Genomic DNA, 26,661 nt, shown 5'->3' with positions numbered 1-26,661 from the left:
AGTCTCACCGCACGCTCCCGCCGGTTGTGAGCCCGGTGGCGGCGGCGGGTCATGATGGAAAGGTGAGGCTGATTCTGAACGTGCTCTGGTTCATCTTCGGCAGCGGCCTGCTCCTGGCCATCGGCTACGGGATCGCCGCACTGATCTGTTTCGCGCTGATCGTCACCATCCCGTTCGGGATCGCAGCGCTACGGCTCGCGGTCTATTCGCTGTGGCCGTTCGGCCGTACCGTGGTCAGCAAGCCCGGCGCGGGGATCGCCTCGGGCGTCGGCAACATCATCTGGGTGATCGTGGCCGGCTGGTGGCTCGCGCTCACCCACATCGTGGCCGGCATCGCCCAATGCATCACGATCATCGGCATCCCGTTCGGCGTCGCCAACTTCAAGCTGGTTCCGGTGGCGTTCTGGCCACTGGGCCGCGAGATCGTGGACCTCGACTGAGGCTCTCCCGGCAATTCCTTCCCTGGCTCTTTCCCCGGCAGGAGGCACCGTCATGGAAATCAGCGGCATCTTCAGCGCGATCATCGTCGGCCTGATCATCGGCGCGCTCGGGCGGCTCGCGCTGCCCGGCAAGCAGAAGATCGGGTTCTGGCTCACGCTGCTCGTCGGCATCGTGGCGTCGTTCATCGGCACGTTCATCGCCGCGGCGTTCGGGGTCGCCAAGACGCCCGGCATCGACTGGATCGAGCTCATCCTCCAGATCGCGCTGGCGGCCGGCGGGGTGGCCCTGGTCGCGGGCTTCGCCAACCGCTCGACGCGATAACCGCCAGGTGGGGGTCCGGCGAGCTGCCCGGACCTCCACCGTGGATTTTCCGGCCGGCCCGATCAGAATCGATTCACGTTGCGGATGGTCCCCGCATCGACACTGTTCGTAGCCGCGCCGCCCCACCCTGATAGCGCACTGCTTCGACGATGTGCAAAGCTGCGCGCTACATCCGCAGCTCTCATTGTCCGGAGGCCCTTCAATGGCTTCGTTCCTTTTTCTTGTTCTCGGGGTCGTGATCGGCCTGATCGGCGGGTGGCTGTTGCGGGGACGCCGCACCACCGAGCCACCGGCCACCGTCTCCGAGACCCAGCCCACCCCGACCGAGACCGCCGCGGAGTCCACTTCGGCGCCCGTCGCCTCGCCCGTCGCCTCGCCCGTCGCCTCGCCCGTCGCGTCGCCCGTCGCCGAGTCGGTCGTCGTCACCGAGGCCGAGCCGGTCGCGGTCGTGGCCGAGCCGGTCGCCGAGGCTGAGGCCGAGCCCGTCGTCGAGGCCACCGAGACCGAGAAGGTCGCCGCGGCCGAGGCCGTCGCCGCCACCGATCCCGAGCCGGTCATCGTCGCCGAGCCGGACCCGATCGCCGCCGCCGCCGAGCCCGAGCCGGTCGCCTCGGCTGAGCCGGTCGCTGCCGCCGAGCCCGCCGCTGCCGCTGCCGCTGACGCTGCCGCTGTCGCCGAGCCCGACGCTGTCGCGGAGCCCGTCGCGGCCGCCGAGCCCGTCGCTGCCGCCGAACCCACCGCCGTCGACGAGACCACCGCCGTCGACGAGCCCATCGCCGCCGCCGAGCCGGAGTTCGAGACCAAGCCGGTAGCCGACCCCGAGCCGGTCGCCGTAGCGGCCGCCACCGCCCCCGTCGCCGACGGCTCCCCGGTAGCGATCAACCAGGTCGACAACCTCACCAAGATCCCCGGCATCGGCCCGAAGATGGCCGCGGCGCTGACCACCGCGGGCATCACCACCTACCGCAAGCTCGCCGACTCCGACGAGGCCGGCCTGCGCGCCGCGCTCGCCTCGGCCGGCGTCCGCTCGGCCCCCGGCGTCGCCGCCTGGCCGGAGCGCGCCAAGCAGCTCCTCGACACCGCGAGCTGAGAACCGAGCCCCACCGATGCCCGGCACGGACACAACGTGCCGGGCATCGCGCTTTCCCATCCGGCTCCGCCCGCTCCCCGCGCCCAGCTGCCCGCGCCGCCCTGCGCCACCGAATCCGGCGACAACGGCCATTCGATGCCCCGCCCTGCGCCAACCGAATCCGGCGACAACGGCCCTTCGATGCCCCGCCCTGCGACTCCGGCGACAGCGACCCTTCGACGGCCGGACGCATCAACCCTTCCCGCCCGAGGCGTTACCCCGTTCGAGTGGTGGACGGTGCCCCGGAAGGGTGATTTATCGGTAGAAGGTGGCGTTCGGTCTCAGAGGGCGGCCACCGCCGAGGCCACCTTGGCGCGTAGGGACTCCGGCAACGGCGCATATCCGAGGCTGGTCGCCGCGTTCTGGCCGGCGGGGCTTGACGCGTAAGACAGGAAGCTCTTGACCAAAGCCGGCGAACCCTGTCTGCACACGATCTCGTAGGTGACCAGGACGATCGGATAGGCGTCCGCCGGCGCCGCCTTGTAGTCGATCGACAGCTGGAGATCGCCGCCGGCGCCGGTGATGCGGGCGCTCGAGATCGTGCTGGCCGCGGCCTCGTCGGTCAGGGCGGTGAAGGTGTTCGGGCCGGTTCCTACGCTGGCGGTCGGCAGGTCGTGGAAGCGCGCGTACGACGCCTCGACGTAGCCGATCGCGCCGTCGGTGCGCTCGATCGTGGACACCACACGGTTGCTGCCCTTCGCCGCCACGCCGCCGGGCGCCGGCCAGGCGCTTCCCGAGCCGAACGACCAGCCGGCTCCGGCGGTCGCCGCCAGAAATTTCGTGAAATTGTCGGTGGTGCCGGAACTGTCGGAGCGGTGCACGGGCCGGACCACGGTGGCCGGCAGCGCCACGCCGGGATTGTCCTTCTTGACCGCTGGATCGTTCCAGGCCGTGATCCGGCCGCCGAAGATGCCGCCGATCGTCGCCGGGGAGAGCCGCAACCCCGACACCCCGGCCACGTTGAACGCCAGCGCGATCGGCCCCACCACCATCGGCAGGTGCACGACCGGCCCCTTGCACCGCGCGGCGGCCCGGGGCTCGTCGGCGGCCTTCAGCGGCGAGTCGCTGCCGGCGAAATCCCCGGTCCCGCCGAGGAACGCGCCGACCCCGGCCCCCGAGCCGACGCTGTCGTACGACACGGTCGCGTCCGCGCAGCTCACCTGATAGTTCTTGATCCAGGCGCTGACGGCGTTGGCCTGGGCCGACGACCCCTGCCCCGCGACCTCGCCGGACGCGCACGCGATCGACGCCGCCGACGCGACCGGCTCGCCGGCACAGGCCGCCAGGGCCGGCGGCGCCAGCAGCAGCGGGACGAACCCCAGCACCCGAAGTCTCATCGATACTCCGCAAACCGCCGCCGCACGGACAGCACCATCAGCAGGATCACCAGCGCCATCGCCACCAGCGGAATGATCGACCAGCCGGTCAGCAGCGTCTCGGTGTCGTCCATCGCCCGGTCGAACGCCTCCTTGCGCGCCGCGGCGATCTCGTCCACCGCCGCGTCGAAGTAGGTGAAGTCGAACGCCGCGTCGCCGCGCCGGATCCCGGTCAGGGCGGTCACGGCCGCGTCGTCGTCGCCGGCCTTCGCGAGCCCGACGATCTTCCGGTGGTCGGCCTGGTAGGCCTTCCAACGATCAAGAACCTGACCGGAGAGGTACGGGCTGACGTCCGAGCCACCGGCCGCCGACGGCAGGCCACCCGGCGACGTCAGCCACTGCGCCTTCCGCCGGAAGTCCTCGTCGTAGTAGGTCAGGTTGTCGCTGATCAGGTAGCGGCTGGTGTCGGCGGCCGCGTCGTAGCCGATCGACCGCGCCTGGGACAGCGCGAGGAACGGCACGAGGCTGTCGTCGCGGGCCGCCGTCAGCCGCGAGCCCTGGGCGGACAGCACCGCGACGGCGGGGATCACCAGCGCCACGGTCAGGATCGAGGCCGCCACCAGGGCCGGGTTGAACGTGCGGCGGAACCGCCGGGCCAGCCACACCTGCAACACGATCAACAGCACCAGCAGCGCGGCGCCGAGGGCCACCGCGAGGGTCACCGCCCAGAGCTCGGTCGCGCGCTTCCGTTCGTACGCCCGGGTGAGTTGATTGTGACTGGCTTCGCGCAACGCCTGCGCCGCCGGCAGCAGATCGAGATGCAGCACGTTGGTCGCCTGGGTGTAGTAGCCCGGCGCCGCCGCGCCCGCGGTGAGCGTCTGCCAGACCCGCTCCCGGTAGACGGCCAGGTGGTTGAGGATCTCGAGGACGGTGGCGCGGTCGGCCGAGAAGGTCATCGAGCGCTGGAGATCGGCGTCGACCTGGCGGCTGCGCTGCTGATAGGTGCCGAGCGCGTCGATCTGGGTGCCGGCGAGCGCGTCGTTGTCGCCGGTCAGCACCATGCGGGCGACCTGCGCGTCCATGTCGCTCAGCGCGAAGTAGAGGTCGGCGGCGGTGGCGGCCTGCGGCGCGGCCTCGTCCCCGATGATCCGCACCTGTTCCTGGACGCGGGCCATGAGCAGACTCAGCGAGACGAGCAGGGCGACGGCGGTCAGGACGGCGAGGGCGACCCACAGGCGCAGCCGGGCGGGAGTTTCCGGGCGGACGGCCCGGATTGCCATGGTGCGCGTGGCCTCGATAACTGCGGGCACGCCGTCACGGTAATGCACCGCGGCAATTCTGGAATGGGTGGGAGTTCGCTATTCTCGCTCATTCCCTGCCGTTCACCCGGCGTTAATAATCAGGACATCGAATGGCGCAGCCGCTGATGCGGAACGCCGGCCGCGGTCAGCTGCTCGGCCAGGATCGGCTGCGGATTGTGCACGAACACAGCCACCTGAAGATCGTCGCCGAGATCGCACGCGGCCACCACCGAGCCGACATTGATCGGATCCAGTTCGGGGACGTCGGTCAGGTCGAGGATCAGGCGCAACGGCCGAACCCGGCGCACGGTGTGCACCAGAACCTGCCGGAGCTCGACCGCCTTGTCGAGGCCCACCACACCGTGCGGAGCGATCACCACGCTCCCGTCGGCACTCGTCCGCACTTCCAGCACAGAGCCGCGCATCGGATCACCCCTCGTTACCGAGCGTTCAGCCGCCGGACCACCCTACGTCGCGGATTCACCCCCGGGGAAGGAGGTGTGTTCTTCGTTCCTCAAGAAGGCTGAGTTCGCCTCCTCAACCGCAGTCTTGCACGAGGATGGGAAAGCCGCCGCTCGTGATTTCCTACCGGGAGCCACCGATCATGACGCTCGAAGCCGGTCCGCTCGCCGAGGCCGACCTCTCCGCCTACGTGTTGACGCTGCTGGACGACCACCTGGCAGCGATGCGGGAGATCCGGGAGAGGCTTCGAACGTCGGGCCGGGTAAGCCCCGGCGACCGCCGCACGATCGCGCTGGACAGCATCACGATCGCGGAGAGCTACGCCGATCGGATGACGCGGGCGCTCAGCTCCCCGATGCTCTGAACTCCCGGTCGAGGATCGCGTACAGCTCCGAGTCGCGCCACCCGTCCCGGATCAGCACCGTCTCCCGCATGCGCCCCTCATAGGTCATGCCGACCTTGCGCAGCACCCGGGCCGACGCCGTGTTCCGGGGATCGCAGGTCGCGTAGACCCGGTGCAGCCCATGCTCCCCGAACGCGAGCTCGAGCAGCAAGGTCGCCGCGGCGGTCGCATAGCCCCGCCCCCACCGGCGCGGGTGGATGCCGTAGCCGATCTCGCCTTGGCCGCCGCCCCGCAGATGCAGATCGGCCACGCCGACGACGGTTCCGCCGCTCGCTCCCGTGTCCTCGCTCGCTGGTCGGTCGTCGTTCTCGACGACCGCGTGGGGGAAGCTGCTCTGCGGTTGCTGGTGCCAGAGGCGAGAGGCTTCCCGTACGTACGACTGCGTCTCGGCCTCGGAGTTGGGACCCCAGGACTGGTAGCGGCAGGAATCCAGGAGGCGGGCCCAGTCATGGACGGCCGGCCAGTCGTCGAGGGTCAGGGGCCGTAGGCGGAGGCTTTCCACGCCTAGATCATCCCACTGTGTGCGGGGGTGGTCGTTTCGGAGGGAGTGCCGTTGTTCTGAGGTGGGGTGGGGTGGGGTGGGCGTGTCGTGCCGGTACCGCCCCTGCCGCGGCCGCCCTGCTCCTGCACCGCCCGCCCTGCTCCTGCACCGCCCGCCCTGCTCTTGCACCGCCCGCCGCGACCCACCCTCAACTGGGTGGGGCCGATCGTATGGCCTGGCTATGACATTTTTCGCCGGCTATCCACAGGACGCCGACCCGAATTCTCAGACCGCAACGTCGGCACGCTCATATCGGCCATGCCCGCCCGCATCGACCGGATTTGTCCAACGATTCCGGCGTCTGGAACCAATAGATGAATGTCAGGGAATATCCGACAGAAGTACCACTTTCCCGCGTGGATCGCGGCAATTGTCGCGCGATGCCGCTGCCGGATCGACGAGTCCGCGCCACCACCGGAACGGCAAGACGTGCGCCGCCCGCGGAACGACCAGAAACACTCCGCCGGCGGAACGGCGAAACCCGGCGCCTCTACCGGACCGCCCGCTCGGTCAACGGCCACCGGATCCACCCCAGCGACCGCGCCAGGGAGCGGTACAGCGGGTACCCGCACAAAACCCCCAACGCGATGGCGATCATCGACCAGACCGTGCCCAGCAGGTCCTCGGCCGCGGCCAGCGTGTCCTGGTCCAAGTACTCGGTCACGCCGATCAAGCCCAGCGCCCCGGGCACCAGCAGCCAGAACGCGGGCAGGAAGGACACCAGGGCGGGTGGGCCGGACGGCCGCCGCTCCACGAAGTAGGCCACCGGTGTCATCGCCAGGGCGCCGAAGAAGCCGCTCAGGTAGCCGCCGAAGATCTGGTTGCCGGCGAACTGGCCGATCCACGCGGCGGCCAGCACGAGCAGCAACCACGGCAACGACCGGTGCGGGGCGGAGTAGTAGAGGTACGTGCCGGCGCCGACGACCAGGACGCCCAGCCACGGCGCCCACCAGCCGATCAAGTTCTGCGGACTGTCGATCAGCTGGTCGGCGGCCGGCACCCGCACCACCTGGGTGGCGGCCGTGATGCCGAACGCCAGCAACATCAGCTGCAACGTCCCGGAGACCAGGCGGCTGGCCCCGGTGATCATCTCACCGGCCGACAGCTCGACCACCGACATGGTCAGCGCCGCGCCGGGCAGGAACGTCACCAGCGGCGCGATCATGGCGCGCAGGTCGGCGTCCGCCCAGCCGGGACCGGCCAGCAGGAACGTCACCGACGCCACCACGAACGCGACCGTCACCGGCAGGATCAGCTGGACGCTCGGCCATCGCCCGCCGACCAGCTTGAGCGCGCCCACCAGCAGTCCGAACAGGAACGCCAGCACCATGTCACCCCACGTGGGCTGCAGCACCAGGCAGATACCGGCCGTGAGCACCGCGTGCCCACCCACCGTCACCCACCGGCCGAAGCGCGGCCGCATGTCGACGATCTCCAGAATCCGCCGGCTGCCCTCCGCCGGCGGCAGCGTGCCCTTCTTGGCCTCCCGCAGCAGCTCGTACAGCGCCGCGGTCTGGTCCAGCCGCAACAGACCGCGGAGCTGACGGGTGGGTTCGAGCGTTGCCGCGCGTCCCGGTTCCAGAGCGATTTCCAGGTACGTCGGGAGCACCGCCACGCGGGCATGCGGCTGCCCGTAGGCCGCCGAGACCTCGATCAGGTGGTCCTGGATCTCGTTGACGGCCTCCCCCGCGGCCGTCATCCCGCTGCCGAGGAAGAGGAGGAACCTCAGCAGCGCCTGTTCGTCGGGAGTCCCGGCGACGGACGACGGGCCGCCGGCCGGGGAGGGCTCAGCGCCGGCTTCCCGCATAGTCCCGCAGGAACAGCGCCTCCACGAGCGCCATGTGCTCGATCTCGGACGGGTCCACGCTCTCGTTCGGCGCGTGGATCAGGCAACGCGGCTCCTCGACGCCCATCAGCATGATCTCGGCCGACGGGAACGTGTCCTGGAAGACGTTGCAGAGCGGAATCGAGCCGCCCTGCCCCTCCACGAGCGCGTTCCGCCCGTACGCCAGTTGCATCGCCCGGGTGAGGGTGTCGTACGCCGGCCCGCTCGTGGAACCGCTGAACGGCTCGCCGTCGGCCTCGCGCTCGACGGTGACCCGGGCGTGCCACGGCGCGACCGACTCGAGGTGCGCGATGAGGGCGTCCTGCGCGCGCCGGGCGTTCATCCCGGGCGGGACGCGCAGGTTGAGCCGGGCCCGGGCGTGCGGCTGGATCGCCGCCGAGGAGCCGACCACCGGCGGGCAGTCGATGCCGAGGACGGTCACCGCGGGCCGGGCCCAGACCAGGTCCGACACCCGGCCGTCGCCGAGCAGGTCGACGCCCTCCAGCACGCTCGCGTCGGCGCGGAACTGGTCGGCCGGGTAGTCGGCGCCGGGCCAGGACTGGGTGGCGTCCAGCCCCCGTACCGTTGTATTGCCTGATTTGTCCCTCAAAGTCGCCAATATCGTGATTAGGGCCGCTAAGGCATCAGGCGCCGCGCCCCCGAACATGCCCGAGTGCATCGGCCCCGCCATCGTGTCCACGGTGACCACGACGTTGGCGAGTCCACGCAGCGTGCTGGTGACCGCCGGCTGCCCGACCGCGAAGTTGCCGGCGTCGCAGACCAGGATCGCGTCGGCCCGCAGCAGGTCGGCGTGCGCCGGCACGAAGGCCTCGAGCCCGCCCGTGCCCTGCTCCTCCGAGCCCTCCCCGACGATCTTCACGGTCACCGGCAGGTCGTCGCCGAGGGCACGCAAGGCGGTCAGGTGGGCGGCGATGTTGCCCTTGCAGTCGGCGGCGCCGCGGCCGTACCAGCGTCCGTCGCGGTCGGTGAGCTCCCAGACCGGCGTCCGCCACGCCGCGTCGTCGAGCGGCGGCTGCACGTCGTGATGGAAGTAGAGCAGCACGGTCGGCGCGCCGGGGGGACCGGAGCGGGAGCCGCAGACCGCCTTGCTGCCGTCCGGGGTCTCGTACGCCTCCGTGTCGGCGAACCCGAGCCCGCGGAACGCGCCGAGCAGCCAGTCGACCATGCCGTCGCACTCGCTCGCCGGGAACTGCTTGGCGTCGTGCACCGACTTGTACGCGACCATGGCGGCCAGGTCGTCCCTGGCCTTGGGCATCAGCGACTTGATCCGGCCGCGGAGCACTTCGTCGTCAAGCACCGGGGTCTCCCTTCGGTTGCCGGCCGCCCGGCCACACCAGCCGGACGACGATCAGGGCGGCGAGGACGATCCCGCCGGTCACGAGCAGGGCGTCGGCGATGCCGCCGGTGAAGCCGGCCGCGACCGCGGTGGTCACCGTGCGGCCCAGGTCGGGCGGCAGCGACGCGATGGCCTCGTCGAACGAGGCGGAGCCGACGAGCGCGTTCTTCGCGGTCTCGATGTCGGCGGCGGACAGCCCGGCCCCGTGCAGCGCTTCGCCGGTCGGGCCGCCGGCGAAACCGCGGGTGAGGGCGCTGAGCACGGCCACGCCGAGGGCGCCGCCGACCATGCTCGACATCTTGAACACGCCGGCGGCCGAGCCGGCCAGGTCGATCGGCACCTCGCCGACGGCGGTGTCGGAGATCGGGGTGGAGAGCACGCCGAGCCCGATGCCGATCACCAGCAGCGCGGCGCCGATCAGCCACAGCGACGACCCGACGGTGAGGAACCCGAGAACACCGAAACCGAGAGCGAGGACGAACAGGCCCAGGAGTACGGGCATCCGGCCGCCCCGCCGCGACCCCAGCCGCGACCCCAGCGGGATGAAGACGAAGATGCCCAGCGTCGACGGCAGCATCAGCAGGCCGGCCTCGACGGCGCCGTAACCGCGGACGTTCTGCAGCCACAGGACGAGCAGGTAGCTCAGGCCGGCGAAGGCCAGGTTCATCACCAGGTTGGCGGTGAGCGCCCCGTCGTAGGCGCGCAGCTTGAACAGGCCGAGGTTGACCAGCGGGTCGGCGCTGCGGCGCTCGATCGCCCACCACGCCGGCACCAGCACCACGAACGCGACGAGCAGGCCGACGACGAGCGGGTCGCCCCAGCCCACGGCCGGCCCGTCGGTCAGCGCGAACAGCAGCGCGAAGATGGCCAGCCCGATCGTGACCAGGCCGAGCCAGTCGATGCGGCGGGACACGGTCTCGTCGCGCGACTCGGGCGTGCTGGTGCGCAGGACCAGAAGGCACCCGATACCGAGCGGGATGTTGATCCAGAACAGCCACTGCCAGCCGAGCGTGTCGGTGAGCACGCCGCCGATCGCCGGGCCGACGGCCTGCCCGCCCCAGGCGACCGCCTGCCAGACGCCGAACGCGGTGAGCTCGGCCGGGCCGGTGAACTCGGCCGGGATCAGCGCGAGGGTGGCCGGCAGGATCAGCGCGGCGCCGATGCCCATCAGCGCGCGCCCGGTGATCAGCAGCTCGACGTTCGGGGCGAGCGCGGCCACCACCGAGAAGGCGGCGAAGAGCACGACGCCGAGCGACAGCATGCGGCGGCGGCCGAAGATGTCCCCGAACTTCCCGGCGGCGATCACCAGCGCGCCGGTGACCAGGCTGAACGCGTTGTTCGCCCACTGCAGGGCGGAGAGGTCGGCGTCGAGCTTCCCGGCCATGGTCGGGATGGCCACGCCCAGGTCGGCGAACGCCAGCCAGACCAGGCCGGCCGCCGTGCAGATGGCGGCCAGCGAGACCCAGCGGTTCCGGGTCGTCACGGCGGCGTCGGTCACGTGGATCAGTGTTCGGCCCGGCTCCGGCCCGGTCATCATCCGCGCCGGGCGATGTGTCCACCGGCCTCGATGCCGAGACTGGCGATCACCGGGAATCGACGTGCTCGATGGAGGCAGGGACATGACCTCGCAGAACGGCCGCGTTGTCCAAGTCGTGGAGAGCAGGTCCGCCGGCCTCGGCGTGCTGCTGGCGGCGTGCGTGTCCACGCTGGTCGTGAACGCGAACACCTCCGCCGTCACGATCCTGCTGCCGGCGATCAGCAAGGACGTCGGGACGCCGGTCGACACGCTGCAATGGGCGGTGACCGGCTACATGCTGGTCGGCGCCGCGGTGATCGTGACCTCGGGCGCGCTCGGCGACGTCTTCGGCCGCCGCAAGGTGTTCCTCGGCGGCCTGCTGCTGTTCGTCGCCTCCTGCGTGCTGATCGCGCTGTCGCAGCAGGGATTCGGGGTGATCGCCGGCCGGATGATCCAGGGCGCCGCCGGCTCGACGATCCTGGCCTGCGGCATGAGCCTTCTCTCGGTCGACTCGGCCGGCGCCGGGCAGATGAAGGCGGTCACGGTGTGGGGCGCCGCCTCGGCCGCGGGCGGCGCGGCCGGTCCGCTGATCGGCGGCGTGCTGGTCGAAGCGACCGGCTGGCAGGGCCTGTTCTGGATCGACGCGGTGATCGCGGCCGCCTGCATCCCGATCACGCTGCTCATGGTCAAGGAGTCGCGCGACCCGAACCGGCCGCGCTCGATCGACTGGGCCGGTACGGTGCTCATCGCCGTGATCCTGGTGCCGCTGGTGCTCGCGCTCAGCGAGGGCAGCGACTGGGGCTGGGCGTCCCTCGCGACCATCTCCTGCTTCGTGATCGCGGCGCTCGGCGTGGCCGGCTTCGTGCTGGCCGAGAAGCGCGTCTCGGCGCCGCTGGTCGACCTCGCCCTCTTCCGCAACATGGTGCTGGTCGGCGCCACCCTCGCGATCCTCATCGTGGCCGGGACGATCAACGGCCTGATGTACGTGCTGAGCCTCTACTTCCAGGACCCGGCGGCCTTCGGCTACAGCGCCCTCCAGGCCGGTCTCGCCACCCTGCCCGCGGTCGCCGTCATGATCGCCATCACCCCGATCATCACCCCGATCGCCGTCAAGATCGGCTCACGCCAGGCGGTCGCGCTGGGCTTCCTGCTCTCGGCGATCGGCTTCGGCGCCCTGGGTTTCGCCAAGGCCGACTGGGCGTACGGGATGTTCGTCGTCCCCCTGGTCGTGATGGCGATCGGCCTCGGCCTCGCCAACGGCCCGGCGTCCTCGGCGTCGACCTCGTGCGTGGCGCCCGCGGAGGTCGGCCAGGCCAGCGGCATCTCGAACATGGCCCGGTACGTGGGCGGCTCGCTGGCCACCGCCGCGACCGCCACCGTCTACGCCGCCGCGACCGCCTCGCACCGGGCGAGCGGCTCCTCCCCGGCCGAGGCGCTGGCCGCCGGCCTCTCCCGCTCGGCGATCCTGATGGCCATCATGGCCGGCGCCGGCGTCCTGCTGGCCGTGCTGCTGGGCCGCCACCAGGCCGCCAAGACCCGTGCCGTGCACCGGGCCGCGGCCGCCGCTTCGCTCGCGCACACCATTCCGACAGCCCCGCTGCAAAATCACTGACAATTCCGCATTGCCCGAACCCATAAAGTCGGATCCGGACGCAAGCGCATTCTATTTCGCGGGGGAAATAGATGAGGATTCGTCATATCGTGGGGGCCGCCTCGTGCGGCCTCCTCGCATTGCCGTTCGCCGCCGGCCCGGCACGCTCGGCCGACGACGCCGGCGACACCGGCGGCGGCCACACGCTGGCGGCCTGCGTCGGCGAGGCCACCGACCGGCAGGCCCGCCGGTGGGTCTGCACCGCCACCGGCCTGACCACGATGGACATCCGGGGCCGCACGTCGTTCACCGCGATCGCCGCGCCCGGCAACGGCCACCGGCCGCTCAGCACCTATGTGGACGTCGCGCGCGGCAGCGTCGCCTACGGCCACGGCCGGGAGGTGATCGGGGCCTTCGACGTCGTGCTGCGCACCAACCTCGGCGGCCTCGGCTCCCAATGGCGCACCGCCACCATCCGGCAGTCCGGCCCGCCGATCGCCCTCGACGACGAGGCCACGGTCTGCCGGCCCGGCGGGTCGTGCGACCCGGGCGTGCCCCGGCTCTCGGCCCCGGGCTGGCGCTGGGAGAGCGCCCCCACCGGCGGCCCCTACTACAACGCCGTGAACGGCACTTTCACGGTCGACGGATACGGCCGATTTCCGCTGCACGCCATCGAGTCGAGCTATTTCCTCTGCGCCGCGCCGGGACGCTGCCGATTCTGAGGGCCACCGCCGCGAGCGCGAGCTGGGCGACCGGCACGGCGAGCTCGGCGATCGAGAGCCCGGCGCCGGCGGCGAGGTGCATCGCGGTCATCACCGCGGCCAGCACCAGCAGGTCGCGCCAGGCGATCGGGTCGGCCGGGTGGCGCCAGAGGCGGGCGCTGCAGCGCAGGCACACCAGCGCCAGCAGGAGCAGGCCGGCGGTCAGCGCGGGGGCGTGCCGGGCATGCGAAACCGCCGACGCGAGGTGGCCGGCCGAGCCGGCCACCCCGAGAGCGGCGGCGGCCCGGGCGGCGAGACGAATGCGTTCCACACCTACACAGACCGGGAACGCCCGCGAATTGCATCGGTCGAACAAGAACTAGCTGAAGAACGCCCGCACGTCGTCGGCGTACAACTTGGGCTCCTCGGCGGAGAGGAAGTTGCCGCCGGCCGGAAGCTCGGTCCAATGGGTGACCGTCGTGTCCCGCTCCGCGAAGCGGCGGATCGTGATGTCGGTGACGCCGAGCGCGACGCCCAGTGGGACCGGCGACTTCTCCTTCGGCGCCCACGCCGCCGGGTCGTGCGCGGCCTCCCAGTAGAGGTTGGCCGACGAGCCCGCGGTGCCGGTGAACCAGTAGAGGCTCACGTTGGTGAGCAGCAGGTCGCGGTCGACGGCGTCCTCGGGCAGCGCCGCCGACGGGTCGGTCCACTCCTGGAACTTCTCGACGATCCAGGCGAGCTGGCCGGCCGGCGAGTCGTTCAGGCCGAAGGCGAGCGTCTGCGGCCGGGTCGACTGGATGACGTTGAAGCCCATCTTGTCGTCGCGGAACTCCTGAAGGCGCCCGAGACGCGCCTGCTCGGCCTCGGTCAGCCCCTCGAAGTCGGACGGGTCGCCGGACGGGAACGTGATGTGGCCGTTGACATGCACGCCGATCACCTTCGACGGCTGCTGGCGGCCCATCTCGACGGCGATCGCCGCGCCACCGCCGGTGCCCTGCACGCCGTACCGGTCGTAGCCGAGCCGCGCCATCACCTCGTTGAGCGCGGCCGCGCTGCGGGAGGTGTTCCAGCCGGCCGAGGTCAGCGGGCCGGAGAACGCCACGCCCGGGTTGCTGACCAGCACCAGGTGGAAGTCGGGCCGCAGGGCGGCGACGACCGGCAGATAGAGGGCGAACGAGCCCGGCCAGTCGTGGCTGACCAGCAGCGGGACGGCCGCGGGGTTGTCCGACCGGACGTGGGCGAAGTGGATGTCCTGACCGTCGACCGTGGTCACGAACTGCGGCAGCTCGTTGAGCCGGGCCTCGGCGGCGCGCCAGTCGTACTCCCGCTCCCAGTGGCGGGCCAGCTCGCGCAGGTACCCGACCGGGACGCCGCGGCTCCAGCCCTGGCCGGGGATCTCGCTGCCCCAGCGCGTACGGGCCAGGCGGTCGCGCAGGTCGTCGACGTCGGCCTGCGGGATGTCGATGCGGAAGGGGCGGATCTCGGACATGTCGGCTCCCTCAGAACCCTGGAACGGAATGTTTCGTTCCGTTCTAGAGTAGCAGAGCGGAACGATCCGTTCCACTGCTAATCTGGAAAACATGACGACGGCGGGACGGGCCCGGCAGGCCGAGCGCAACAACGAGGCGATCCTGACCGCGGCGCGGGAGGTGTTCCTGGCCGACAAGCGGGCGCCGATCTCCGCGGTGGCCGAGCGGGCGGGCGTCGGCATCAGCGCGCTCTACCGGCGGTACGCGGGCAAGGAGGACCTGCTGCGGACGCTCTGCCACGACGGTCTCCAGTGGTTCATCGCCGAGGCCGAGCGCGCGACCGCGGAGAAGGACGACTGGGCGGCGTTCGAGACGTTCCTGCGCGGCGTGGTCGACGCCGACGTGCACTCGCTGACCGTGCACCTGGCCGGCACGTTCCCGCCCAGCCCCGAGATGAACGCCGACGCGGCCCGGGCCAACGAGCTGGCCACGGCCCTGTTCGAGCGGGCCCGGCCGCGGATGCGGGCGGGCGCGGTGCCGGACGACATCACGATGCTGCTGGAGATGTGCGCGGCCGTCCGGGTGCCCGATGCCACGCGCACCAAGGAGCTGCGCCGCCGCTACGTCACGGTGCTGCTCGACGGCCTGCGCGCGGGCGGCGAGCTGCCCGGGCCGCCGCCCACCGCCGAGGAGCTGGGCTGGCGCTGGCGTCTGCGCGACTGAGGGCCAGGCCCCTCAGGCCACGAATATGCAGAACGGGTGGCCGGCCGGGTCGGCGTACACGCGTAGTGGCTCGTCCGGGTCGCTGCTGCGGTCGTAGAGCATGCTCGCCCCGAGGGCGAGAGCCCGCTCGTGCTGGGCGTCGAGCTCGGCCGTCGACGCGACGGTCGTGTCCAGGTGCAGCTGCATCGGCACGGCGTCGTCCGGCCACGTCGTACGGGTCAGCGAGGGGTTCTGCTGGAACGCCAGCTGCATGCCGCCGGACGGGTTCTGCAGCACCAGCCAATCTTGTCCGCGCTCGTCCGGCTCACCGGCCGCCGGCGGCTCGTCGCCCGGCCGGTACGCCAGGCCGAACAGCTTGCGGTAGAACTCAGCTAGCTTCCGCGCGTCGGGGCCGTCGAGGACGACCTGTCGCAAGGTCGGGAATCCGGTCATGCACCTCAGGAAACCACGACCCGGTTCCGCCCGCTCTCCTTGGCCCGGTAGAGGGCGTGGTCGGCGCTGGCCAGCATCTGGTCGAGGGTGCTGTCGGCGGAGTCCCGATGGGCGAGCCCGACGCTGATCGTGACCGAGAGCGGGCCGGCCGCGGTGGGGATCGGCTCGTCGGCCACCGCCCGCCGCATCCGCTCGGCCAGCTCCGGCGCGTCGCCGTCGTGGTCGGGCAGGACCACCGCGAACTCCTCGCCGCCGTAGCGTCCGAGCACGTCGGAATGCCGGATGCTGGCGCGGACCCGGGCGGCCACGGTACGGATCACCTCGTCGCCGACGCCGTGGCCGTACGTGTCATTGACGCTCTTGAACTTGTCGATGTCGAGCATGACGGCGGCGAGCTCGCGATCGCCGCGGGCGGCCGTGGCGACCAGGGCGGTGGCGATGGCGTAGAAGTGGCGCCGGTTGTGCTGCCCGGTGAGCTCGTCGGTGGTGGCCAGCTCCTGGACGCGGCTGAACAGGCACGCGTTGAGGTAGGCGCTCATGCCCTGGGTGGCCAGCGCGCTCACGACCTGGATCGCGGAGTCGTCGAAGCTCTCCGCCCCGAGCACTACGACGCCGACCCGGCCTTCGCGCGTTTGGAGCGGGATCACCAGCGCGACATCGCCGATCTCGGGCGACAAATCGGAGATGACGGATGGTGAGTCGCCCGCGGTGACCGGCAGCGATCCGCCCAGCAGCGAGGGCGCGGCCTTGCCGGTGACCTCGAGGACCACGTCGCCCTCGGCGCTGAGCAGGGCGCCGCCATGAGCCGAGACCTGCGCGGCGAGCATCGCGAACAGGGTGCTGAGCAGTCGCGACGGCTCGTGGATCGAGCTGAGCTCGGCCAGCGAGGCCCGCAGCATCTCGGCGAACGCCTGCTGCTGCTGGGCCGCTGCCACCGCGAGGTGCAGCTGCGCGGCCCGGGCCGTCTCCAGCGAGACCGCGACATGGCTGGTCACGCCGATGAGCACCTCGACGTCGTCCTCGGTGAAGATGCCGCGCGCCATCCGGCTGTCCAGGTAGACCACGCCCAGCGTGGTGCCCTTGAACTGCACCGGCACGATCATGATGCTGCGCAGCCCGTGCACGACCGCGCTGCGCGAGCCGAGCGCCGCGCCCTGCTCGGTGCCGGTGAGCACCAGCGGCTCGCCGCTCTCGGCCACCCGGCGCACCAGCGTCGCCCCGTACGCGGTGGTCTCGGCGAGGTCGGCGCCGTCGGCGCCGCGCCCGGCGAACGGCACCGGCTCCCCCGCCTCGTCGAGCAGGAAGAACAGCGCCCGCTCGGCGCCCAGGATGCGCAGCATCTCGTCGAGCGCGACCCGGGCCAGCTCCTGCGGGTCGAGGACGGTCGCGGCGGCCGCGCCGACCTGCTGCAACGCCTCCAGCCGCCGGCTGCGGCCGCCGTCGCCGCGCCGGTCCACGACCGTGCGGCGGTTGGTGGCCGCGCCCTCCTCGGCGCCGAACTCGGTGCGGGCCTGCCGCCGCCGCGACTCCCAGCCGTGCGTGGTGGCCAGCGACAGCGCGATGCGGGCCTGCCGGTCGGACTCGTTGACCAGGCCCAGCGCCCGGAACGAGCGGGCGCGGAACCGGGCCACCTCGAAGTGCACGAGCGGCGCGTCGGCCATCCGGGCGACCTGCTCGGCCTTGTCGCTCCACTCGATCGCCTTGCGCGGGTCGCCGAGCATCTGCGCCAGCGCCGCCTGCCCGATCAGGTAGGAGGCGTTGAGCAGCGGCGACGCCTTGCGCACCCGGCGCAGGTCGGCGATGGCGGCGCGGGCGGCGGCGATGCGGGCCGGCCGCTGCTCGTCGGTGGCCATCCGCAGCTGCGCCATCCGGGCGTGCGACTGGTAGGAGTAGATGTACTTGTGCTGGAGCATCAGGTCGCGCCGGCGCAGGCCGAGCGCGTGGAACTCGGCCAGGATCGCCTCGAACGGCTCGCCGAACTCGCCCTGCTCGATGGTGGCGCAGGCGGCGGCGACGATCATGTTCATCCGCTGCACCGTGGTGCCGGCGCCGGCCGGCAGCTTGGCGCGCATGGCGGCCAGCGCCGCGGCGGCGTCGCCGTGCCGGCCCTGCACGGCCGGGATCATCACCGACAGCATGCCGAACGAGGTGCCGCGGACCAGCTCGAGGTCGTTGAGGCGGCGCAGGCCGCGCTCGTACTCGGCCTGGGCCTCGGCGGTGTAGCCGCGCAGCAGCTGCCGCAGGCCGACGGTGGCGAAGCCGGGGATGAGCTGGGCCGGGCCGAACCAGCGCGCGTTCCTGCCGATCGTCTCCTGCCACCGGCTGCCGTCGTCGTAGCCGCCGAACAGCCACGACACGCCGCGCATCCACTCCACGTAGGCGACCAGCGCCGGGTCGCCGAGTTCGGTGGCCACCCCGGCGGCCCGGTCGAGGCAGCGCTCGGCGGTGCCGCGCAGCTTGACCACGGCGCAGACGTAGCCGACCAGGGCGTAGACGCGGACGTACTCGGGGCAGGGTCCGAGGCGGTTCACGGCGTACATCGCGCGCATGGCGAGCACGCCGGCCTCGCGCAGGCGCAACCCGATCCCGGCGGCATAGCCACCGGCGTCGAGGACGGCGGCCTGGGCGGCGAGCTCGTCGCGGCGGCGTCCGGCGGCCTTGCCGAATCCCCATCCCGTACGCCGGACCGCGCCACCCGCCAGCCCGATGCCGATCGTGGAGGCGAGCAGGGCGAGGCCGTTGGCGGGCAGCGGCCGGCGCAGCTCGGTGAGGGCGGCGGCGGTCGCGGCCAGGGCCTTCTCGTCGTCCCAGAGGGTGTGGTGCAGCTCGATCTCGGTGATCAGCAGGTGCGCGCGCTCGCGCCGGTCGGTCTCGGTCGCCAGCGCCCGCGCGATGGTGGCGGCGGCGTCGGCGAACCGGGCCGCGCGCAGGTAGGCCAGGGCGAGCGGATGCAGCAGCTCGCTGCCGGGCGCGGGGTCGCCGTCGAGCGCGTCCTCGAGATAGCCGATGGCCTCGACCGGGGCGGTGTCCTCGAGCGCACGCAGGCCGGCCGCGAACGCGCTCCGCCGGCGACGATCCGCGTCGACGGCCGCGCCGGCCCGGCGGTGGTGACGGGCGATCGCGTAGACGTGGTCGGCGTCGCGCAGTGCCTCGGGCAGTCCCTCCAGGGCGTCGGCCAGCGCCGCGTGCAGGCCGCGCAGGCGGTCCTCGCCGACGCCGTCGAGCAGGGCCTCGCGCAGCAGCGGGTGCAGGAAGACGTACCAGCCGCCGGGGCGGGCCTCGACGACCCGGCGTTCCACGGCGGCGCCGACCGCGGCCACGACCTGGTCGGCCGAGCCGCCGGCGGCCACCAGCGTCTCGGTCCGGAAGCGGGGGCCGGCCACCGCCGCGGTGACCAGGAAGTGCCGGTCGCCGTCGGTCAGCGTCGCCAGGCGGGAGGCGAGCAGCGCGCGTACGTCCTCGGCCGCCGGCAGCGCGTCGGCGCCCGCGTCGTCGAAGTGCCAGGTGCCCCACAGCGGGGTGAGCAGACCGGCGTCGAGCAGCCGCAGCAGATAGGTGACGACCGCGAGGGGCGAGCCGTCGGTGCGGCCGGCCACGTGCTCGACGAGCTCGGCCGGCACCGTGGCGCCGGGCAGCCGGGTGGCGATCAGCCGGGCCACCGCGGCCGGGTCCAGCGGCGCGCAGTCGAGCTCGAGGTCGGCGTCGGGGTGCTCGCCGCGCAGGTCGTCGCGCTCGGTGAGCAGCACCAGCAACGGCAGCCGGGGCAGGTCGGGGGCGAGCCGGGCCAGCACCGCGCGGCTGCCCGGGTCGAGCCACTGCGCGTCGTCGAGCAGCAGCATGAGACCGCCGTGCCGCTTGGCCAGCTCGCCGACGAAGGTCGCGACGGCGGCGAAGAGGTGGTCGTCGCGGGCCTCCACGACGTCGGTGGCGAGCAGCGCCTCGAGGCGGCCGCCGAGCCGGGCGACCAGCGCCGGGCCGGCCACCTCGGCGGCGTCGCGGACGTGCCGCTCGGCGGCGGCCCGGTCCCGGTCGGCGAGCAGCGCGACGGCCTGGAGGTGTCCCTCGGCGGCGGCGCGCAGCGCGGCCAACGGCAGGGCCTCGTCCTCCTGGCAGTCGGCGCGCAGCACGGGCACGTCGGTGACCAGCGAGGCCGCCTCCTCGGCGAGCCGGGTACGGCCGGAGCCGCCGGGCCCGCGGATGACGGCGACGCCGCCGCGGCCGGTGCGGGCGCGGCGCCAGCGGTCGGCGAGGCCCTCGCGCTCGCCCTCGCGGCCGCACAGCGGCCAGCGCACGGCGGCCGGCTCGGCCGCCGCCGCCTCGCCGCCGGGACCGGCGCGCAGGGCGGTGAGCAGGGCCGCCGCGTCCGGGTAGCGATCGTCGGGGTCCTTGGCCAGCAGCCGGGTGACGACCGCGGCCAGGGCCGGGTCGAGGCCCGGGCAGAGCGCGGCGAGGTCGGGGACCGGCGCGGTCAGGTGCAGCCGCAGCAGCTGGCCGACGTCGTTCGCCTCGAACGGCATGGTGCCGGTGAGGCACTCGAAGAGCACGACGCCGAGCGAGTAGAGGTCGGATCGGCCGTCGACCGGCCGCTTGAGCATGCCGGACTGCTCGGGCGAGGTGTAGAGGAACGTGCCGACGGCCCGGTCGCCGTCGTCCTCCGGCTCGGCGCCGAGCAGGGCCAGGCCGAAGTCGATGAGCTTGGCCGGGCGGCCGGGCGACAGCATGATGTTGCCGGGCTTGACGTCGCGGTGCACGAGGCCGACCCGGTGCGCGGCGGCGAGGCCGCGGCCGAGCTGGGCGGCGAGCTCGACGACCGCCTCGGGGGCGAGCGGGCCCTGGGCGAGACGATCGGCCAGCGAGCCGCCCGGGATGTACTCCAGGACCAGGGCGGGCGCGCCGTCGAAGAGGCCGGCCGCGTGGATGGCCGGCACCGACGGGTCGTCGACACAGGCCAGCAGGGCGGCCTCGCGCTGGAAGGTGAACAGGATGCCGGCATCGGCGCCGCTGTCACCGTTGGGGCGTTTGAGGGCGTACGTCGCGTCGCCGCGCCGGACCCGGTGCACCGTCGTGAAGGCGCCCCGTCCGAGCTCGTCCCCGACGGCCAGGCCGGTCAGGTGCGCCGCGCCGCGCCCGTCGGGCGTCCATCCGGCCGTGTCACTCACTGGGACATCACTCCGCTGCTCTCGATTCGAAACCTCACATCGGCAGCGGCGGCGCGGACTTGACCCTCCAAGGGTCAGGCATTTCCTCCTCTCAGCCCGAATCCTTCGCTCAGCACTCGACGACGGTGACGGCGAGCCCGCCGAGCGACGTCTCCTTGTACTTCGTCGACATGTCCCGGCCGGTGTCGCGCATGGTGCGGATGGCGGTGTCGAGGCTGACCCGGTGACTGCCGTCGCCGCGCAGCGCGAGCCGGGCCGCGTTGATCGCCTTGACGCTCGCGATCGCGTTCCGCTCGATGCACGGCACCTGCACCAGGCCACCGACCGGATCGCAGGTGAGCCCGAGGCTGTGCTCGAGCGCGATCTCCGCGGCGTTCTCCACCTGCTCGGGCGTACCCCCGAGAACCTCGCACAAACCGGCGGCCGCCATCGCCGCCGCCGACCCGACCTCGCCCTGGCAGCCGACCTCGGCGCCGGAGATCGACGCGGCCCCCTTGATCAGGATGCCGACGGCGGCGGCGGTGAGCAGGAAGCGGACCACGCCGTCGTCGCCCGAGCCGGGCACGAACCGGCGGTAGTAGTGCAGGACCGCGGGGATGATGCCGGCGGCGCCGTTGGTGGGCGCGGTGACGACCCGCCCGCCGGCCGCGTTCTCCTCGTTGACGGCCAGCGCGTAGAGGTTCACCCAGTCGATCACGTGCAGCGGGTCGTCGGCGTCCGGGCGTACGACCAGATCGCGCCAGAGACCCGGCGCCCGGCGACGCACGCCGAGCCCACCGGGGAGAACGCCCTCCTCGGCCATCAGGCCGCGCTCGACGCAGGCGTGCATCACCCGCCAGATCGACAGCAGGCCGTCGCGGATCGCGGCGTCGTCGCGCCAGGCCCGCTCGTTGGCCAGCATCACGCCCGAGATGCTGGTCCGCTCGGCGGCACAGGTCGCGAGCAGGGTGTCACCGGAGACGAACGGGTGCCGCAGCTCGGCGTCGTCGGTGGCCCGCTCCTCGCCCTCCTCGAGGATGAAGCCGCCGCCGACCGAGTAGAACGTGCGCTCGGCCAGCACCGAGCCGTCCTGGGCCCACGCGGTGAACGTCATGCCGTTGGGGTGGAAGGGCAGGCTGCGGCGGCGGTGCAGGATCAGCTCGACCGGCACCGGATCACCCGCGAGCGAGACGGCGCCGGCCTCCTGGATGGCGACGACCCGGGCCGCGACCGTGGCGGTGTCGACGGTGGCCGGGTCCTCGCCCTCGAGGCCGAGCAGCACGGCGGCGTCGGAGTGGTGGCCGCGGCCGGTGGCGCCGAGCGAGCCGAACAGCTCGGCGCGCAGGCGGGCGGCCTTGGGCACCTCGGCGGCGAAACGGCGGGCGGCCCGCATCGGTCCCACGGTGTGGGAGGACGACGGGCCGATCCCGATGGAGTAGAGGTCGAAGGCGCTGACCGGCACGAAAGGCTCCCCTCGGAGGGTGGCCTCCCCGCTCTGTCATGGATACCTGAGAGCTTCGCCGCCGCGCGGGCGGTTTGCACCGTGGGTGCGGGACCACGTCGTCCCGGCTTTCCAGAGTCGCCTGCCATGCGGCGGTAACGGGTGCCTGAGAGATTCCCGGGGAGGGCTTGCTCCTTCGGCGCCCCGGTGACGGCCCGGGGACTCTCCCGCCGCGGTTCATACGGCGCGATCTTCGATTGTGTTCCGAGCGTGACAGCCCGGGACCGTCTCCGTCAACCCGCTCAGTCCCGGCTCAACCATGCCGAAACGGAGGAAGTGACGCTAGTTCGACGTTTGCGCCTCGGCGCGCGCCTGGGCGCCTGTTTCGCCCTCATCCTGGTCCTGCTGGGCATCGTGGTCGCGATCGGTGTGATCGCGCTGCAACGGCAGTCGGACTCGGCCGGGGCGGTGCGCGACCTCCAGGTGCTGCGGCGCCAGGTCGACGAGCAGAAGTACTACGACGGCGACATCTCGGGCTGGCAGATCGCGTACGCGTGGGACGTCTACCGCCTCTCGCCGCAGAAGGCCGTCGATCCGGCGTCGGACAACCGGGCCGGCTTCCTCAACGACGCGAAGCTGCTCAAGGCGTTGCTGGCGGAGACCCGTACGGACCTGATGACCTCGACCGAGAAGGACCTGTTCGCCGGGCTCCAGCAGCAGTGGACGGCGTACTTCCAGGCCGACGACCAGATCGTCGCGCTGTTCGCGAAGAGCGACATCGCCGGCGGCAACAAGATGATCCTCGGTCCCGGCTACGAGATCTACTACGCGATCGTCCAGCAGACCCAGAAGCTGGTCGACTCGGTGGCGGGCCGGGCCGAGAAAACCACCCGCGAAGCGCAGGACTCGGCGGCGACCGCCCGGGACTGGATGCTGATCACGTTCGCGCTCGCGGTGGTCGCCGCGGTGGTGCTCACGGTGCTGGTCAGCCGCAGCATCTCGCGGCCGGCGAACCGCGTGATCGGCGCGCTCCGGAGCGTGGCCGGCGGTGATCTGGGCGTACGGCTGCACGACAGCGGGACGGACGAGCTGGCCGACATGGCGCGGGCCGCCGACGACGCCGCGACCGGGGTGGCGGCGACCATCGGCCAGATCAGCGACGACGCGCGCGCGCTGGCCGCGGCGGCGGACACGATGTACCGGGTCAGCGGGCAGATCGACGGGGCCGTGAACAGCGCGTACGAGCAGGCGGAAAGCGTCGCCGGCACGGCCGGCGGCGTCTCCGGCAACGTGCAGACGGTGGCCGCCGGCGCCGAGCAGATGGGCGCCTCGATCTCGGAGATCTCCCGCAACGCGGCCGACGCGGCCGGCGTGGCGGCGGGCGCGGTGACCGCGGCCCGCGACACCAGCGCCACGATCAACCGGCTCGGCGAGTCGTCGGCGCAGATCGGCACCGTCGTCACCACGATCCAGGCGATCGCCGCCCAGACCAACCTGCTGGCGCTGAACGCGACGATCGAGGCGGCCCGGGCCGGCGAGCTCGGCAAGGGCTTCGCGGTGGTGGCGTCCGAGGTGAAGGACCTGGCCCAGGAGACGGCCCGGGCGACCGAGGAGATCGCCCAGCGGATCCAGGCGATCCAGCAGGACACCGGCGAGGCGGTCACCGCGATCGACGGGATCAGCCAGATCATCGAGCAGATCAGCGACTACCAGACGACGATCGCGTCGGCGGTCGAGGAGCAGAGCGCCACGACGACCGAGATGAACCGGGGCGTCACCGAGGCCGCGGACGGGGCCAGCGAGATCGCGCACGGCATCTCGTCGGTCGCCCAGAGCACCGCCACCAGCCGCAACGCCGTCGCCGAGGCGACCCGCGCGGCCGGCGACGTGCACGCCCTGGCGGCCCGGTTGCGCCAGACGGTGGACCGCTTCTCGATCTGACGATGCGGTCCATTCCTATCGCGCATATGGGAATGCTATGGTCAGCCTCGCCCGGCCCACCACGCACCCGGCGAGGCGCATCGTGACCACACCGTCGTTCGTCCCTTCCCCGCCCGGCTTCGTCGGGGCCGCGGTCGACGTGGCCGGCCCGGCCGCGCGCACCCTGCTGCGGCACGGCTTCCTGAAGGCCCGCACCGCCACCGTGGCCGTGGTCAGCGGCCCGCCCTCCCCCGGCCTGGCCGTCTGCCTGTCCCGCATGGCCGACGACCTGGCGCTGGCCGGCCGCCTCCCGGCGGAGTCGGACGACGCCGGCATCCTGGTCGGTCTCGAGGCCGGCCTGGCGGGCGGCGGCGTCCTCGGCCGGGCGAGCCGCCGGCGCCGGGCCTACCTGCTGGCGCCGGTGCTGGCCGCCGCCTTCGCCAACACCCCGTCGCCCGGCTGGCGCAGCGTTCGCCAGTCCGCCCACCGCGACCTGGCGGTCCTCCCCCACGCCGCGTCGCCGCACCCGCCGGTCGCCGCCCGCGGCCACCTCGAGATCGACGTCGCCGACCATCAGCCGGCCGGCGGCTGGCCGATCCCGATCGCCGTCCTCACCACGCTGATGGACGACCCGCGGGCCGCCGCCGAGGCCGAGCGCGCGACCGCCCACCTGGAGCACGAGCCCCGCCTCTGGGAACGCGCCGCCCGCGACGCCCTCACCGACCCGGTCCTGGCCGCCGCCGCCCGCGAGTGCTTCCTGGCCGCCTACGCGGCGCTGTCCCGCCACGGCGCCGACCGCACCCTGCGCGACGCGGTGGCCGCCTTCACCGAGCGCTACGTCCTGCGTGCGCGCTGCCCGGCCGACGACATCCTGAGCGACCTTCCGAAGTAGACGGCTGGCATACTGCCGCGCATGGTTCTGACGGGGGAGATCCGGATCACGTACGCCGTGTACCGGAAGATGGCGCTGATCGGTTACGGCGTGCGCGCCACCATCGGCCGCGCGGTGCCGCTGGCGCTGATCGCCGTCGGGGCCGGGCAGTCGCTGGTCGCCGGGCATCCCAGCGCCACCGTCCTGCCCGCGGGGGTGTTCCTGCTGCTCGTCCCGCTGGCCTTCGAGCTGCTCGTGCTGGCCGCCTGGGCGGTGCGCCGCAAGGCGTTCGCGCAGCCGTACCACTACGAGTTCACCGCCACCGGCATGACGCAGCTGACCGCCGCCGGCCGCACCGACGTGCCGTGGGACAAGGTCACCCGGGTCGACCGCTGGCCGTCCACCTGGATCGTGCGGCTCGGCGCCGGCCGCAGCCTCAGCGTGCCCCGCAGGGCCCTGGCCGAGGCCGACCGCACCACCCTCAACGACTTCTTCCTGGCCCACCCGGCCGCGTTCGGCTAGCTATTCCAGGCCTTCGCGGGAGATCGGCTCGCCGACCCGGAAATCACGGAAGGTGACCTCGAGTCCTTCGCGCTGCGGCGAGCAGCACATGACCCCGACGTCCACGGTCTCGGGCAGATCCAGGTACCCCAGCCGCACCAGCTGCCACGCCCCGTCCCTGTCGCCGCGGTGCACGCACACCGCCGAGCCGAACCGGGTCAGCCGCAGCAGCAGCTCGCCCCGGTAAGAAGGCACCGGCACGACCGACAAATCGGATTCGTTGCGCGTCAGCACCGTGCTGAGCTGCACCGCGCCGGAGGTCACCTCGAGGCCCGTCTTCAGCCAGGTGCCCTCGCCCGCCCGCAGCATCAGGCCGGCCTGGTCGAACAGCGCCGCATGCCCGGCCGACACCACCACCGAGGCGCTGAAGTCACCGGTCACCGGGCGGTGGTAGAAGTGCCCGTTGTCGGTGACGTAGCCGTAGAACGTGCGCCGCCAGAAGTCGGTCTTCAGCCCGGTCCGGACCCGGATCACGCCATCCTCGTCGGACCACCGCGGCGGCTCGTTCCGCCAGGACATCCTCTGCATCCCTCAGATCTTGCCATCGGCCGCCGATCGGGACGATGTGCGGAGAGGTCCCGGCCGCGACGCCGACGAGGGGTTCACGCTCGTCGAGGTCATCGTCTCCCTGGGGATTCTCACGCTGATCATGACGTCGATGACCGTCTTCATGGTCAACTCGCGGCGGGCCGGGCGGTACGCGTCGCTCCGGGACACCGCCGTGCAGCTCGCGGTGGAGGGGATGGAACGGGCCCGCGGGGTCCGGGGCTCGGCGCTGCTCGGCGGGCGCGCCCCGTGCGGCGCCTGCACGCCCGTCGTCTCGGCCCAGGTCACCGCGATGCTCGGCGCCGGCGTCGCCCGGTGGGATGCCGGCGGCACGGGCGCGCTCAGCCTCCCCCAGCCGGGCCCGCAGTCCGACGGCTCGACCGTCGCCGCCCCGGACGACCCGCAGATCGTGCAGCTCGACGGGGTGTCGTTCGAGCGCTACTACTACCTCGGCAGCTGCTGGCAACCGGCCGTCACCGGCTCGACCACGAACCTCGCCTGCGGGGCCGCCACCGCCGCGGCGCCCCTCGTGCGGCTGGTCGTCGCGGTCGGCTGGGACCAGTCGAGCTGCGCCGGCGGGTTCTGCTCCTACGCCCAGGCGGGACTCTTCAGCACCGCCGTCACCGACCCCTTCCTGGTCGGCGGATGAGACGTGG

At 72.5% G+C, this 26,661-nt stretch carries 24 protein-coding genes and 1 riboswitch; of the genes, 11 read left to right on the top strand and 13 right to left on the bottom strand.

Going from position 1 to position 26,661, the window contains the following annotated elements:
* Positions 1-62 precede the first annotated feature (62 nt).
* The 3 genes from ACZ6TB_RS44605 to ACZ6TB_RS44595 all read left to right on the top strand — a co-directional run bounded on the left by ACZ6TB_RS44605 (position 63) and on the right by ACZ6TB_RS44595 (position 1,852).
* Positions 63-440, top strand: a complete 378-nt coding sequence (locus tag ACZ6TB_RS44605) for a YccF domain-containing protein (protein ID WP_465566593.1) — start codon at positions 63-65, stop codon at positions 438-440.
* Between the two features lie 52 nt (positions 441-492).
* Positions 493-762: a GlsB/YeaQ/YmgE family stress response membrane protein gene (locus tag ACZ6TB_RS44600; RefSeq protein ID WP_465566590.1), complete on the top strand. Its 270-nt coding sequence runs from the start codon at positions 493-495 to the stop codon at positions 760-762.
* Positions 763-964: 202 nt separating this feature from the next.
* Positions 965-1,852, top strand: a complete 888-nt coding sequence (locus ACZ6TB_RS44595) for a helix-hairpin-helix domain-containing protein (RefSeq protein ID WP_465566587.1) — start codon at positions 965-967, stop codon at positions 1,850-1,852.
* Positions 1,853-2,172: 320 nt separating this feature from the next.
* Here the strand turns inward: ACZ6TB_RS44595 and pstS are convergent, their stop codons facing one another.
* From pstS to ACZ6TB_RS44580, 3 genes are all read right to left on the bottom strand, one after another.
* The gene (pstS, locus tag ACZ6TB_RS44590; protein ID WP_465566584.1) at positions 2,173-3,228 is read right to left on the bottom strand and encodes a phosphate ABC transporter substrate-binding protein PstS; all 1,056 of its coding nucleotides are present in this window, start codon (positions 3,226-3,228) and stop codon (positions 2,173-2,175) included.
* Complete coding sequence (locus ACZ6TB_RS44585; RefSeq protein ID WP_465566582.1) at positions 3,225-4,517, bottom strand: hypothetical protein; 1,293 nt, start codon at positions 4,515-4,517, stop codon at positions 3,225-3,227. The genes pstS and ACZ6TB_RS44585 overlap by 4 nt, the downstream gene beginning before the upstream one ends.
* Positions 4,518-4,606: 89 nt before the next feature.
* Positions 4,607-4,933 carry an STAS domain-containing protein gene (locus ACZ6TB_RS44580; RefSeq protein ID WP_465566579.1) on the bottom strand — a complete coding sequence of 109 codons (327 nt, stop codon included), beginning with the start codon at positions 4,931-4,933 and terminating at the stop codon, positions 4,607-4,609.
* A 179-nt stretch (positions 4,934-5,112) separates the two neighbouring features.
* On the opposite strand from ACZ6TB_RS44580, the gene ACZ6TB_RS44575 reads away from it, so the two are divergent.
* Entirely contained in the window at positions 5,113-5,334 is a 222-nt protein-coding gene (locus tag ACZ6TB_RS44575; RefSeq protein ID WP_465566577.1) for a hypothetical protein, read from the top strand.
* Here the strand turns inward: ACZ6TB_RS44575 and ACZ6TB_RS44570 are convergent.
* From ACZ6TB_RS44570 to ACZ6TB_RS44555, 4 genes are all read right to left on the bottom strand, one after another.
* On the bottom strand, positions 5,315-5,875 hold the full coding sequence (locus ACZ6TB_RS44570) for a GNAT family N-acetyltransferase (protein ID WP_465566574.1): 561 nt from the start codon (positions 5,873-5,875) through the stop codon (positions 5,315-5,317). The two genes, ACZ6TB_RS44575 and ACZ6TB_RS44570, sit on opposite strands and share 20 nt — an antisense overlap.
* 529 nt (positions 5,876-6,404) lie before the next feature.
* Complete coding sequence (locus ACZ6TB_RS44565; RefSeq protein ID WP_465566572.1) at positions 6,405-7,721, bottom strand: threonine/serine exporter family protein; 1,317 nt, start codon at positions 7,719-7,721, stop codon at positions 6,405-6,407.
* Complete coding sequence (locus ACZ6TB_RS44560) at positions 7,702-9,057, bottom strand: M20/M25/M40 family metallo-hydrolase (protein WP_465566569.1); 1,356 nt, start codon at positions 9,055-9,057, stop codon at positions 7,702-7,704. The genes ACZ6TB_RS44565 and ACZ6TB_RS44560 overlap by 20 nt, the downstream gene beginning before the upstream one ends.
* Positions 9,050-10,594: an MFS transporter gene (locus ACZ6TB_RS44555; protein WP_465566566.1), complete on the bottom strand. Its 1,545-nt coding sequence runs from the start codon at positions 10,592-10,594 to the stop codon at positions 9,050-9,052. The genes ACZ6TB_RS44560 and ACZ6TB_RS44555 overlap by 8 nt, the downstream gene beginning before the upstream one ends.
* Positions 10,595-10,715: 121 nt before the next feature.
* Here ACZ6TB_RS44555 and ACZ6TB_RS44550 point away from each other — a divergent pair, with 121 nt between their 5' ends.
* Positions 10,716-12,224 carry an MFS transporter gene (locus ACZ6TB_RS44550; RefSeq protein WP_465566564.1) on the top strand — a complete coding sequence of 503 codons (1,509 nt, stop codon included), beginning with the start codon at positions 10,716-10,718 and terminating at the stop codon, positions 12,222-12,224.
* A 71-nt stretch (positions 12,225-12,295) separates the two neighbouring features.
* Positions 12,296-12,925, top strand: coding sequence for a hypothetical protein (locus ACZ6TB_RS44545; RefSeq protein WP_465566561.1), 630 nt, complete (start codon positions 12,296-12,298; stop codon positions 12,923-12,925).
* Here the strand turns inward: ACZ6TB_RS44545 and ACZ6TB_RS44540 are convergent.
* Together ACZ6TB_RS44540 and ACZ6TB_RS44535 are read right to left on the bottom strand one after the other, a co-directional pair.
* Positions 12,837-13,235, bottom strand: a complete 399-nt coding sequence (locus tag ACZ6TB_RS44540) for a hypothetical protein (protein WP_465566559.1) — start codon at positions 13,233-13,235, stop codon at positions 12,837-12,839. The genes ACZ6TB_RS44545 and ACZ6TB_RS44540 overlap by 89 nt on opposite strands.
* 48 nt (positions 13,236-13,283) lie before the next feature.
* Positions 13,284-14,393 carry an epoxide hydrolase family protein gene (locus tag ACZ6TB_RS44535; protein ID WP_465566556.1) on the bottom strand — a complete coding sequence of 370 codons (1,110 nt, stop codon included), beginning with the start codon at positions 14,391-14,393 and terminating at the stop codon, positions 13,284-13,286.
* Positions 14,394-14,484: 91 nt separating this feature from the next.
* Between ACZ6TB_RS44535 and ACZ6TB_RS44530 the strand changes: the two genes are divergently transcribed.
* Positions 14,485-15,096 carry a TetR/AcrR family transcriptional regulator gene (locus ACZ6TB_RS44530; protein WP_465566553.1) on the top strand — a complete coding sequence of 204 codons (612 nt, stop codon included), beginning with the start codon at positions 14,485-14,487 and terminating at the stop codon, positions 15,094-15,096.
* Positions 15,097-15,108: 12 nt separating this feature from the next.
* On the opposite strand, the gene ACZ6TB_RS44525 is transcribed toward ACZ6TB_RS44530, so the two are convergent.
* From ACZ6TB_RS44525 to ACZ6TB_RS44515, 3 genes are all read right to left on the bottom strand, one after another.
* Positions 15,109-15,528 carry a VOC family protein gene (locus tag ACZ6TB_RS44525; protein WP_465566550.1) on the bottom strand — a complete coding sequence of 140 codons (420 nt, stop codon included), beginning with the start codon at positions 15,526-15,528 and terminating at the stop codon, positions 15,109-15,111.
* A gap of 5 nt (positions 15,529-15,533) precedes the next feature.
* A complete protein-coding gene (locus tag ACZ6TB_RS44520; protein WP_465566547.1) occupies positions 15,534-20,687 on the bottom strand; it encodes a diguanylate cyclase in 5,154 nt (1,717 codons plus the stop codon).
* Between the two features lie 109 nt (positions 20,688-20,796).
* Positions 20,797-22,128, bottom strand: coding sequence for an L-serine ammonia-lyase (locus ACZ6TB_RS44515; RefSeq protein ID WP_465566544.1), 1,332 nt, complete (start codon positions 22,126-22,128; stop codon positions 20,797-20,799).
* A gap of 122 nt (positions 22,129-22,250) precedes the next feature.
* Positions 22,251-22,347: riboswitch (glycine riboswitch) on the bottom strand.
* Positions 22,348-22,443: 96 nt separating this feature from the next.
* On the opposite strand from ACZ6TB_RS44515, the gene ACZ6TB_RS44510 reads away from it, so the two are divergent.
* The 3 genes from ACZ6TB_RS44510 to ACZ6TB_RS44500 all read left to right on the top strand — a co-directional run bounded on the left by ACZ6TB_RS44510 (position 22,444) and on the right by ACZ6TB_RS44500 (position 25,420).
* A complete protein-coding gene (locus ACZ6TB_RS44510) occupies positions 22,444-24,048 on the top strand; it encodes a methyl-accepting chemotaxis protein (RefSeq protein ID WP_465566541.1) in 1,605 nt (534 codons plus the stop codon).
* Positions 24,049-24,130: 82 nt separating this feature from the next.
* On the top strand, positions 24,131-24,919 hold the full coding sequence (locus ACZ6TB_RS44505) for a glutamate-cysteine ligase family protein (protein ID WP_465566539.1): 789 nt from the start codon (positions 24,131-24,133) through the stop codon (positions 24,917-24,919).
* Positions 24,920-24,940: 21 nt separating this feature from the next.
* Positions 24,941-25,420 (top strand): YcxB family protein, encoded by a 480-nt coding sequence (locus ACZ6TB_RS44500; protein ID WP_465566537.1) that lies wholly within the window; start codon positions 24,941-24,943, stop codon positions 25,418-25,420.
* Here the strand turns inward: ACZ6TB_RS44500 and ACZ6TB_RS44495 are convergent, their stop codons facing one another.
* Positions 25,421-25,978, bottom strand: a complete 558-nt coding sequence (locus tag ACZ6TB_RS44495; protein ID WP_465566534.1) for a DUF1349 domain-containing protein — start codon at positions 25,976-25,978, stop codon at positions 25,421-25,423.
* Positions 25,979-26,024: 46 nt separating this feature from the next.
* Between ACZ6TB_RS44495 and ACZ6TB_RS44490 the strand changes: the two genes are divergently transcribed.
* A complete protein-coding gene (locus ACZ6TB_RS44490) occupies positions 26,025-26,654 on the top strand; it encodes a type IV pilus modification PilV family protein (RefSeq protein ID WP_465566531.1) in 630 nt (209 codons plus the stop codon).
* Positions 26,655-26,661 lie beyond the last annotated feature (7 nt).

Source organism: Actinoplanes sp. NPDC051537 (assembly GCF_055586105.1).
Note: the sequence above shows the minus strand (reverse complement) of the source record. Positions and strands in the feature narration are given on the sequence as shown.

Excerpts from the sequence above, each read along its gene's own strand:
- ACZ6TB_RS44500 (WP_465566537.1), top strand. The coding sequence starts at position 24,941 with ATGGTTCTGACGGGGGAGATCCGGATCACGTACGCCGTGTACCGGAAG.
- ACZ6TB_RS44550 (WP_465566564.1), top strand. The coding sequence starts at position 10,716 with ATGACCTCGCAGAACGGCCGCGTTGTCCAAGTCGTGGAGAGCAGGTCC.
- ACZ6TB_RS44565 (WP_465566572.1), bottom strand. The coding sequence starts at position 7,721 with ATGCGGGAAGCCGGCGCTGAGCCCTCCCCGGCCGGCGGCCCGTCGTCC.
- ACZ6TB_RS44575 (WP_465566577.1), top strand. The coding sequence starts at position 5,113 with ATGACGCTCGAAGCCGGTCCGCTCGCCGAGGCCGACCTCTCCGCCTAC.
- ACZ6TB_RS44525 (WP_465566550.1), bottom strand. The coding sequence starts at position 15,528 with ATGACCGGATTCCCGACCTTGCGACAGGTCGTCCTCGACGGCCCCGAC.
- ACZ6TB_RS44545 (WP_465566561.1), top strand. The coding sequence starts at position 12,296 with ATGAGGATTCGTCATATCGTGGGGGCCGCCTCGTGCGGCCTCCTCGCA.
- ACZ6TB_RS44530 (WP_465566553.1), top strand. The coding sequence starts at position 14,485 with ATGACGACGGCGGGACGGGCCCGGCAGGCCGAGCGCAACAACGAGGCG.
- ACZ6TB_RS44535 (WP_465566556.1), bottom strand. The coding sequence starts at position 14,393 with ATGTCCGAGATCCGCCCCTTCCGCATCGACATCCCGCAGGCCGACGTC.
- ACZ6TB_RS44595 (WP_465566587.1), top strand. The coding sequence starts at position 965 with ATGGCTTCGTTCCTTTTTCTTGTTCTCGGGGTCGTGATCGGCCTGATC.
- ACZ6TB_RS44600 (WP_465566590.1), top strand. The coding sequence starts at position 493 with ATGGAAATCAGCGGCATCTTCAGCGCGATCATCGTCGGCCTGATCATC.
- pstS (WP_465566584.1), bottom strand. The coding sequence starts at position 3,228 with ATGAGACTTCGGGTGCTGGGGTTCGTCCCGCTGCTGCTGGCGCCGCCG.
- ACZ6TB_RS44495 (WP_465566534.1), bottom strand. The coding sequence starts at position 25,978 with ATGTCCTGGCGGAACGAGCCGCCGCGGTGGTCCGACGAGGATGGCGTG.
- ACZ6TB_RS44580 (WP_465566579.1), bottom strand. The coding sequence starts at position 4,933 with ATGCGCGGCTCTGTGCTGGAAGTGCGGACGAGTGCCGACGGGAGCGTG.